Annotated in this window: 7 protein-coding genes and 2 riboswitches; of the genes, 2 read left to right on the top strand and 5 right to left on the bottom strand. The window is 68.9% G+C overall.

Annotated elements, in window-relative coordinates:
• The 4 genes from MZTS_RS03530 to MZTS_RS03515 form a co-directional block, all read right to left on the bottom strand.
• On the bottom strand, window positions 1-397 hold a 397-nt coding region (locus MZTS_RS03530; protein WP_192281634.1), incomplete at its 3' end, for an iron chelate uptake ABC transporter family permease subunit.
• The gene (locus tag MZTS_RS03525) at window positions 394-1,284 is read right to left on the bottom strand and encodes an ABC transporter substrate-binding protein (RefSeq protein ID WP_192281631.1); all 891 of its coding nucleotides are present in this window, start codon (window positions 1,282-1,284) and stop codon (window positions 394-396) included. The genes MZTS_RS03525 and MZTS_RS03530, both read right to left, overlap by 4 nt.
• Window positions 1,285-3,456 carry a TonB-dependent receptor gene (locus MZTS_RS03520; protein WP_192281628.1) on the bottom strand — a complete coding sequence of 724 codons (2,172 nt, stop codon included), beginning with the start codon at window positions 3,454-3,456 and terminating at the stop codon, window positions 1,285-1,287.
• Entirely contained in the window at window positions 3,456-4,238 is a 783-nt protein-coding gene (locus MZTS_RS03515) for a class I SAM-dependent methyltransferase (RefSeq protein ID WP_009864620.1), read from the bottom strand. The genes MZTS_RS03520 and MZTS_RS03515 overlap by 1 nt, the downstream gene beginning before the upstream one ends.
• 110 nt (window positions 4,239-4,348) lie before the next feature.
• A riboswitch (cobalamin riboswitch) is annotated at window positions 4,349-4,560 on the bottom strand.
• Between the two features lie 109 nt (window positions 4,561-4,669).
• A riboswitch (cobalamin riboswitch) is annotated at window positions 4,670-4,869 on the top strand.
• A 222-nt stretch (window positions 4,870-5,091) separates the two neighbouring features.
• On the opposite strand from MZTS_RS03515, the gene MZTS_RS03510 reads away from it, so the two are divergent.
• A complete protein-coding gene (locus tag MZTS_RS03510) occupies window positions 5,092-7,098 on the top strand; it encodes a TonB-dependent siderophore receptor (protein ID WP_343068694.1) in 2,007 nt (668 codons plus the stop codon).
• Between the two features lie 805 nt (window positions 7,099-7,903).
• A complete protein-coding gene (locus MZTS_RS03505) occupies window positions 7,904-9,052 on the top strand; it encodes a hypothetical protein (RefSeq protein WP_192281625.1) in 1,149 nt (382 codons plus the stop codon).
• A gap of 60 nt (window positions 9,053-9,112) precedes the next feature.
• Here the strand turns inward: MZTS_RS03505 and MZTS_RS03500 are convergent, their stop codons facing one another.
• On the bottom strand, window positions 9,113-9,976 hold the full coding sequence (locus MZTS_RS03500; protein WP_192281623.1) for an alpha/beta fold hydrolase: 864 nt from the start codon (window positions 9,974-9,976) through the stop codon (window positions 9,113-9,115).
• Window positions 9,977-10,040 lie beyond the last annotated feature (64 nt).

Here is a 10,040-nt window from a genome sequence, read left to right as displayed (position 1 = left end):
AATCTCCCGCATAGCTCGTCGCACCCCAGGCACCCGCGAAGGAGAGACCGCCGAGGGCGAGGGCGGAGGGAAGGCCGAGGGGAACGAGCAGCGCCACGGTCGCGCCGATTGCCGCGCCGCCGGCCGAACCCAGCAGGTAGGGCTCGGCGAGCGGGTTGCGGAAGACGCCCTGGAAGATCGCGCCGCCCAGGCCCAGCAGGCTGCCGACGGCGGCGGCGGCCAGGACGCGCGGCAGGCGCCATTCGAGAAGCAGGCGCGCGCGCAGATCCCCGGCGCCGCCGAGTGCCTGAGCGAGTCGGGTCGGGCCCGCCCAATCGTGGCCGGCGCTGACGCCGAACAGGAAGGCCAGCACGAGAAGCGGCAGGAGCCAGAGCAGGGCTCGCCCGGCAACAGTCACGGTCGCTCCTCGCGGCGCGGGTGCAGCAGATCCGCCAGACGCTCGATCCCGTCGACGGTGCGCGGACCGGGGATCAGGAACTCGGCACGGGGGACGAGAGAGGCACGCCCTTCACGGATCGCGCGCATGTCGCGAAAGCCGGGCCGGTTCGTCAACTCGTCGAGGTCTGCGCGGCTACCGGCCAGGAGAAGAACGTCCGGGTCGGCGGCCAACAGGGCCTCCGGCGAGACCTGGGCGAGGCTGCCGTGGCCGGACAGGGCGAGGCAGCCGCCGGCCCGGACCAGGGCGTCGGCGGTGTAGGTGTTCGCGCGCGCGACGAGGACGAGGCCGTTTCCGAGGCGGCCGGTGATGAGCACCAGCCGCGGGCAGGGACGGCCGGCGACGGTGTCGGCGACCCGGGCGAGCCGGGCCGTCAGGGCATCCGCCAACGCCGTCCCGCGTTCCGGCTCCCCCGTCGCCCGGCCGACGAGCCGGATGTTGTCGAGCACCTCGCCGAGGCTGCGGCTCGTCAGGACGAGGGTCGGAACGCCGAGCCGTTCCATCGGCGCGAGAAGCTGATGCACCGCCTGCCGGGCCGGCGTGACGAGCACGAGGTCCGGGTTTTGTGCGACCACGGCATCGACGGAGAAGCCGAGGCGCCCCCCAACGACGGGCTTGGCCGCGGCCTCGGGCGGGTAGCGGGTGAAGGCATCGATGCCGACGATGCGGTCGGTGAGTCCGAGGCCGGCGACCAGCTCCGTGTTCGAGGAGAAGATCGTCACGATCCGCTGCGGCGGCCTCGGCAACGCCACCGTCCGACCGAGGGCGTCCGTCAAGCGGATGGGTTCGGCCTTCGCCGGGCCGGCCACGGCCAGTCCGGCGAGAACCCCGATGACCGCGGCCCGCATTCAGAACCGCGCCTGCAGGCCGATCTGCACGTCCCGACCCGGCGCCGAGGTGCCGCCGCCGCCGTTGTAGAAGCGCAGATCGGCCAGCGTCGGCTGCTGCCCGGCGATGGCGATGAAGAGCGGGTGGTAGTTCACATCGAACAGATTGCGCACCTGCGCGAACAGCCTCACCCCCGGCATCAGATCGATCTCCCCACGGATGTTGACGAGGAAGAACGGATCCTTGCGCCAGATATACTCGCGGTAGGGCTCGGCGGCCGGCACGAGCAGGTTCTCCTCCGTGTTGTACCAGACCGGACCGTTGAGCACGCCCTGAACCTGGATCGTCCAGGGATAGGGGATGCCGGCCTGCCCGAAGCGGGTGCCGAGGGCGAGCTGGTACTGGTAGACGCGCTCGACCCGGCGCGTGTTGGCGGTGGCGACGCTGACGGCGCCCTCGTCCTTCATGTCGAAGTTGTAGTTGCCGTTGGCGTAGGCCCGCCAGTGCCAGACGCCCGGCTCCCAGCTCAGCGTGCGGAGCATATCCGTCTCGGACTGCACCTCAATGCCGCGGATGACCACGTCGCCGGGATTGTTCACGTAGTCCGAGGTGTTGCTGTTGGGGCCGCGCGAGCGGGTGATGATGCGGTCCGAGATGATGTTCTGGAACAAGGCCACGTCGAGGCGTGAGACCCCGTTCGTCAGGGTGGTGCCGATCTCGATCTGCTCGCTGGTCTCGGGCCGGATGTTGGCATTGCCGAAGATGCGCCCGCCGCCGAGCGTGTTGAAGTCGGCCGCGATCTCGGTGGCGGTCGGCGCCCGGAAGCCGGACGAGGCACCGATGCGGAAGGCGGCCCAGTCGGTCGCCCGATAGGTCGCGCCGACGGAGTAGGTCGTGGCCTCGTAGGGGCGAGAACCGGTGATCTGCCCGGCCAAGAAGGGGGTCGGATCGAAGCTCGTGGTGCCGTAGGTCTGGCGGATGCCGGCCCGCAGGGTCACCCGGTCGTCGAACAGGCGCTGCGTGTCCTCGACATAGAGGGCATGGAACTGGTCGGTCTGATTGTTGTCCTGCGGAGAGACCTGGGCCAGCGGGTTGCCGGGCACGCCGGCGCGGAAGCGGTCCGAGCGCAGCCGGCTCGTCTCCCAGTCCCAGCCGAGCAGCAGGTCGTTGCCGGCAAACAGGCTGAACCTCGGCTGGAAGCGGGTGCCGAGGATGTCGAGGTCGCGCGTGTTGAAGTCCGCTCGCGTGCCCGGTACCGGCAGCCCGGTGCCGCCGCGCTGGACCGGCGAGGCCCACTTGAAGCGATCCTCGTCGGCGACGCTGTAGAATTGGGCGAACAGGCTCGCACGCCCGTCATCGGTGCGGCCGGTATAGCTCGCATCGAACGAGCCGTTGATGCGGTCGTCGCGGCTGTAGAGGTTGCCGCCGGAACCGCGGAAGCCCACCCCGTAGATGCCGTCCGTGCGCAAGCTGAAGTCGAGGCGCTGGTTGGGATCGATCTGGAAGCCGAGCGCGCCGGTGATGCCCATCCGGTTCCACTGGGTGTTGGCCATCCGGTCACCCGAACCGGCGACGTAATCGTCGCGCTTGGCGCCCGACAGACCGAGATAGTAGTCGAACGGACCGACGACTCCGCCGGTCTGCGCGCGCCCCTGCGCCAGCCCCCAGACACCGCCGATCCCCTCGACCAGCGTACCCGGCGCCGTTCGGCCGGTCTTGAGGATGATGTTGATCACGCCGCCGATGTTCTGGCTGCCGTAGATCACCGAAGAGGGGCCGCGCACGATCTCGATGCGCTCCACATCGGCGATGGAAAGCTTGGACAGGTTCGCGGTGCCGGCGCGACGCCCGTTCATGAGAACGAGGACCTGACTCCGGAAATCCTTGCCCTGACCGTCGGTGGCGCCGCCACGGATGTTGATCGAGGTCTGACCCGGCGTCCATTCCGAGAAGAAGCCGACGGCGTTCTCGGCGAGGAGATCGGTGACCGACTTGGCGGTGGAGTTCTCGATCATGGTGCGATCGATGACCTGGACGGTGCCGGCAATCTCGGAGCGCGGCTCCGGCCGACCGGTGGCGGTGACCACGAGTTCGTCGAGCCTCACGGCAGCGCTGTCCTGCCCGGATGCCGACGCCGGCAGCACACATCCGCCGGCCAGCGTCAGGGCGAGGAGACGAAGACGGCGGGACATCACGAGGCATTCCTCCAGACGAGCAGGGCAGAAGCGCGGGGGACGGAGAGACGGTGACCGCCGGTGATCGGGGCAGCCTGGGTCGCGAGGTGCTCGCGCAGCGCGGGCCGACGCGGATCGCGGGCGGTCCATTCGAGCCGGTCGGCGAGGGAGGCGGCGATCCGCGACAGGTCGTGGATCACCAGACTGAAGGTCCAATCGACCCTGGCCACGATCGCGGGATGCTCGGCCTTGGGCAGGCTCCGCAGGACGATGTCGACGCCCGGCGTCTCGTCCTCGCCATGCCATTCGCGGGGCAGGCAACCCGCGAGGCAGAGCCCACGGGGACCGTTCTGTGCCGGAACCAGCCAGACGACGTTGCGCCGCGCCCAGGAGCGGCACCGCTTCAGGAAGGTGTTCGCCTCAACGAGCGGGGCCGGCATGTTGGCGGCGAGGACCGTGTCGGCACAGCCGGGCGGCAAGGCGCTCTCGCGCCAGCCCACCGGTTCGAGGGTTGGCGGCGGGACCCGGCTCCGCAGGCGCGCTTGCATGACCGGTGCCGGTTCGATGGCCGTCCAGGCGGCGCCCGGATCGCGCAGAACGGCCCCGAGTTGCCCGCCGCCGGCCCCGATATCGAGAAGATCGCCGACCTGCGGGATGGCTGCGCGCAGCAGCGGAGCGATCCGCGTCACGTAATCGGACGTGTCGATGCCGCTGGCGTAGAGTTCGAGCGGGTCGATCCGGCCGTCACATGAGCCTGGAGGATGCGCCCTGGACGCGGGCGCTTCGGATACACGTTCCACTTCCGACGGTCCTTCCCCGAACCTTCGCGGAGGGCCGACCGTGGACGCAGGCAGTCGCCGCGGGGAATGGGCGGCGTCTACACGCGACCCGCCAGGACACCCCGCCCACGAGACACTTCACGGTCAGGGCAGGTCTCCTGGCTCACGGGTCGCCACCATCCGTCCGGCCTTCCCGATGATCGCTCACCAGTGACCCAGTTCGACGGATGACTCGCCGCTTACAGTTGCGGGGACAGCTCCGGCCTTGAGCGCAAGCGCCGCACCGGATTCCCTCTTAGCTCGCCATCATGTGATGGAGAGAACCTTGACCGGTGTCGGTCGTCGGCGATTGCACGTCCCCGTGTCAATTCGAGCGAGCTCCTTCTCGCTGGGACAGGGAGCAGATCCGCCTTCGGGTGTTGCGCTTATGTAACTGATTGTTTTGTGCAGCCGGTTAGAAGGTCAGCGACGGTTCCCTTCGGGGATCAAACGGGAACGCGGTGAGGGTTCGCCCTCGATGCCGCGGCTGCCCCCGCAACTGTGAGCGGCGAGCCTTTTCACCACCGATGTCACTGGATGGGCCTCATCCGGGAAGACGGTGAGAGGGCGACGACCCGCGAGCCAGGAGACCTGCCGTCAGCCGTGGTCACACGCGAAACACGTCGGGCGGGGTGTCCTGACGGGTGTCGAAGCGCTGCCTTTCGAGGGTGGCTGCCGAGGCCTCGTTCGCGGTGACGTGCCACTGCCGTCCCCGAGGTCGCCTCTCGTGTCCCGCCCCATTCCGATGCTGCACTTCAAGGCATCCGCTGTCTCTCTCGCCCTCGCCTTAGCGAGCGTCACCTCGGCCCGGGCACAAAGTGGACCGAACGCGTCCGTGGCGCTTGATCCGATCTCGGTGGAGGGCACGTTCACGGCCACGCCATCCTATCGCGTCGAGAACCTCTACAGCGGCACCAAGACCGTGACGCCGCGGCGGGACCTGCCGCAGCAGGTCGACGTCGTACCCCAGGAGGTTCTGCGCGATACTGCCGCGACCCGGGTCGAGCGTGCCCTGGACTACGTGCCCGGCGTCGGCAAGCAGAACGACTTCGGCGCCCAGAACCTCGCCCTCTACTCCGTGCGGGGCTTCGCCACCCAGGACATCTTCTTCAACGGCTTCAACATCGCCCGCGGCTACAACGGCGCGCCCGACACGCAGAACGTCCAGTCCATCGAGGTGCTCAAAGGCCCGAGCGGGGCGCTGTACGGACGCAGCGATCCGGGCGGCACCGTCAACATCCTCACCAAGCAGCCCGTCGCCTTGCCCTTCGTCGAGATGGGCACCCTGTTCGGCAGCTTCGGCACGGCGCGGACCACGGTCGATGCCGGCGGTCCGCTCACGGAGGACGGCAGTGTCCTCTACCGCTTCAACGGTGCGCTCGCCCGGCAGGACAGCTTTCGCGACTTCGTCGATGGTGACCGTGTGCTGGTCGCTCCTGTGGTGAGCTGGCAGATCAGTCCCGACACCAAGCTGACGGTCGAGGCGCAATACCTGCGCAACCGTCAGACCTTCGACCGAGGAACCGTCGCGGTGAACAACCGCCTCGGCCTCGTGCCGCGCTCGCGCTTCTTCGGCGAGCCGGGCGATGATTCGGTGTCAGAGGCCGGCATCCTGCAGATGCGCCTGGATCATGCCTTCAACACGGACTGGAAGCTCCGCGTTGCCGGCCACTTCAACACCGGCAGCCTGACCGGCCTGCAGACCGGCGCCACCGGCCTCCTCGACGATGGCCGAACGCTGCTGCGCGAGTTCCGCCGCCACGACTTCACCTGGGGGGTGGCGATCGGCCAGGCCGAACTCGTGGGGCGCTTCGGCACCGGGCCGTTCGCCCACACCCTGCTGCTCGGCCTGGAGCACGAGCGCTATAACAGCACCGAGAACCTGCTGCGCTCGACCCCGCGCCTCGACCCGTTCGCGCTCGACCTGTTCAACCCGGTCTACGGCCAGCCCAAGCCTCCCTTCACGCGCCGCTACAGCGCCAGCGAGAACGTCGGCAACACCGCCGTCTACCTGCAGGACCAGATCGCGCTGAGCCCGGAATGGACGCTGCTCCTCGGCAACCGCACCGACTTCTACAACCAGACTTTCCGCGACAAGGTCGGGGGTGAGCGGACGGAGCAGGACCGCACCGGCTTCTCGCCCCGCGCCGGCCTCGTCTACCAGCCGCTCTCCTTCCTCTCGCTCTACGGCAACGTGGCCGCCTCGTTCCGTCCGAACACCGGTTTCGACAGCGCGACGCGTCCGTTCGCCCCAGAGACGGGCTTCGGCTATGAAGTGGGCGCCAAGCTCGACCTCTTCACGGGCTTGAGCGTGACCGGCGCGGCCTTCCACATCGAGAAGCGGAACGTCCTCACCACCGACCCGGCGGACTTCTTCTTCCAGATCGCGGCTGGTGCCGTGCGTAGCCAGGGCTTCGACCTCAGCATCGTCGGACAGGTGACGCCCGAGTTCCGCGTCATCGGAGGCTATGCCTTCATCGACGCCCAAGTGACGCGCGACGAGGTTCTGCGGGTTGGCGCGCCGCTCCTCAACGTCCCGCGCCACTCGGGCAGCCTGCTCGGCGTCTACGAGGTCCAGGGGGGCGACTGGAAGGGCTTCGGGATCGGAGGCGGCATCCGCGCGGTTGGTTCTCGTCTCGGCGACAGCGGCGTCGAGCGCTTCCGGCTGCCAGGCTACGTTCTGGCCGATGCGCTGGCCTATTACCGCTACGACAACCTGCGCTTCAGCCTGAACCTCGACAACATCTTCGACGAGACCTACTACGAGCGCTCCTACAATACCTTCTGGGTCGGCGTCGGCGAGCCGCGGCGGGTGACCGTCAGCATGACGGCACGGTTCTGATGGGCGTGCGTCCGGGGACGCCCGATACGGAACCCGCTCTGATCAAGCGGTTTCCGTATCGAGTATTTCCAAGGCCGGTGAAGTGAATTGTATCGCCTCCGCTGGTACGCCCTGCTTGGCCTTCTCGATTTCCGGCCTAAGCCATAACGATTCCCCGATCAGACAGCACGGGAACTTGCTCATAGGCGTTCATTATTTATGCAAAATTGACGAACAACCACTTATGACATCCGCACTGTGTCGCGCTTCTCTAGATTTTCCGCAATAGAGGGAAATCTTGCCGAGAGACGGGGTCGAGCACGAATGCCGGCACCACCAGATTTTCCCAAGCAGGAAAACCGAATGGTGGCAGGGATATAGCCGGCGCGCTGCCCTGACGATCAAAGCGCAGGAAGAGGGATGGAGGACCATCCCCGGCGCCAGACCGAAGCCCCGATGTCACAGCTTGCATGACGGATCGTCGCGACGCGGGCATGACGTCGCCCGATATCCTCTTGCCGTCGGCATGACGCTCCCGGCGGGCGGCACTGCGGCGTTCGGGGAGCCGTTGGAGACTGGGCCGCCAGTCGGATCGAGCATCGGCGCCCGTCATCGGCGCGGCGCGACAATCCGGCGGGTGGGACCGCCTCCCGACCGCAGGACAAGACAATCGAGCTGGAAGAAGAACACCCCTCAACGGCCAAGCTTATACACATAGATCAATCCTCAAGCCTCAGCCATTTCTTTTCGCCGATCAGGATATTTTTCGCAGAACCCTTTCGACACTTGAGACGTTTCGGGCGTCTCAAGATTCGGAGGTTACGTCATGAAGACGATCGCGATCGGTCTCGCCGCCCTGCTGATGAGCACATCGGTCTACGCGCAGAGCGCGGCGACCGGAGGGACGGAGCGGGGCGGCATGGGGGCCGGAGCCGAACACTCGGCGCGGTCCGGCGGCGAGCGCGGCGCCCAGGCCAGGGGTGGGGACGCCATGGGCAGCGAGCGCGGCGGGGCCCGCGGCGATATGGCCAAGGATGCGACAAGGGATGATGCGACGAGGGATACGGCCAGGGACAGCGCGTCGAGAGGCGAGGCGAACCGTGGTGAAACGAACCGTGGCGAAACGAACCGTGGCGACATGGCCCGCAGCGAGCGCGGCTCGGACAGGAGCATGGGCGCCCGGGCTGGCCGCGACACCGCCGAACGCGGCGAGCGGCGCGACGAGATCCGCAGCGAGCGCAGCGCGCGGGGGGTGGATCGCATCCATGACCGCACCCATGTCAGCAGCCGCACGGATGTGCGCTCCACCACCGTCGATGGCGGCTACCGCCGCGAGGGACGCTATGTCTTCATCGGCGGGCGGCGCGTCGTGTACGGCTCCCCCGAATATCGCCGCCTGATCGTCACCGAGCGCCGCAGCACCGGCCCGCGCCGCTACGTCACGATCCGCGGCCAGCGGGTGATCTACGGCTCGCCCGAATACCGTCGCCTCGTCAGCATCGGCGAGCAGCGCCGCTACGTGACGATCCGTGGCCAGCGGGTGATCTACGGCTCGCCCGAATATCGCCGCCTCTCCACCACCGTCTCGACCACCGAGCGGCGCGGCGGCACCGTCAATGCCGGCTTCAGCGAGCGCAGCGAGACCCGCGGCTCGGCGACCCGCACCGACCTGCGCAGCCGCAGCAGCGAAACCCGCGGCAGCGCGCGCGAGGGGATGCGCAACGCCGATCAGGCCCGTGGGGCCGAGCGCGGAGGCCGCTCGATGGAGCAGGGACGCGGGTCCGAGCGTGACGGCATGCACAATGCCGGCATGCGCGGCGAGGGCCAAGCGCGCGACAACGCCCGCAACGTCTCCGATCAGGGCGGCCGCATGGGAAGCACGACCGGCGGCAACCGTGGCGGCGGCATGCAGCGCGGCGGCGGCGAGTCGGGTGCGCGCGGCGGCGAGGGCGGCGCCGGAATGGGCGGCCGCTGACGCGGAGAGGCTCACCCCCGATCGACAAGGGGTACCGGAGCGCGGCTCCGGTACCCTTTTTCACGGGCGGAGGAAGTCGATCAGCGCCGCATTGACCGCCTCGGGCAGGTCGTGCTGCACCCAATGGGTCGCCTCGGGGAAGCGCTGCAGGCGGCCCCGCTCGCACAGGGCGAGGCTGGCCGTGGCGAGGCCGGGTTGGAGCGCTTGGTCACGCTCGCCCCACAGGATCAGCGTCGGCGCGGCGACCTTCGGCGGGTGCCGGTCGCGGGGCAGGCGGGCCAGCGCCCGATACCAGCCGAGCATCGCCGTCACCGCGCCGGGGCGCAGCCATTCCCGCGCATAGGCGTCGAGATCGGCCTCGCCGAAAGTGCCGGACTCGCTGGAGCGCCGCATCAGCTCCCGCAGGAGATGGCCGTTCCGCGCCGTCAGCAGCCGTTCCGGCAGCAGGGGGAGCTGGAAGGCGCCGGCATAGGCGCTGCGCAGCACCTGTCCCGGATGGCGCCGGAGATAGGGGCCGAACACGCCGGGATGGAAGGCGTTGAGCACCGCCAGCCGCTCCACCCGCTCGGGGAAGAAGCTCGCCGTCCAGAATGCGACGAGGCCGCCCCAATCGTGCCCGACGAGGCGGAAGCGGGTCACGCCGCAGGCATCGGCCAGGGCGATCACGTCGCGGGCGAGCCGGTCGAGATGGTAGGCGGCGATCCCCTTGGGCCGGTCGCTGAGCCCGTAGCCGCGCTGGTCGGGGATGAGGAGGCGCAGGCCGCTCTCCGCCAGGGGGCCGATCTGGTGCCGCCAGCCGAACCAGAATTCCGGGAATCCGTGCAGCAGGATCGTCGGCGGCCCGTCGCCCGGCCCCGCCTCGGCGAGGTGCAGCCGCAGGCTCCCGAGGGCGACGTGGCGATGGCTGACGACCGGATCGGGCATGGGGTCTCCGGGCATGCGGGCGGGTAGAGGGGACGAGGGCGATACCGGGCCAACCCGATGGGCG

The sequence above is a fragment of the Methylorubrum zatmanii genome (genome assembly GCF_014845115.1).
Taxonomy (GTDB): domain Bacteria; phylum Pseudomonadota; class Alphaproteobacteria; order Rhizobiales; family Beijerinckiaceae; genus Methylobacterium; species Methylobacterium zatmanii.
Note: the sequence above shows the minus strand (reverse complement) of the source record. Positions and strands in the feature narration are given on the sequence as shown.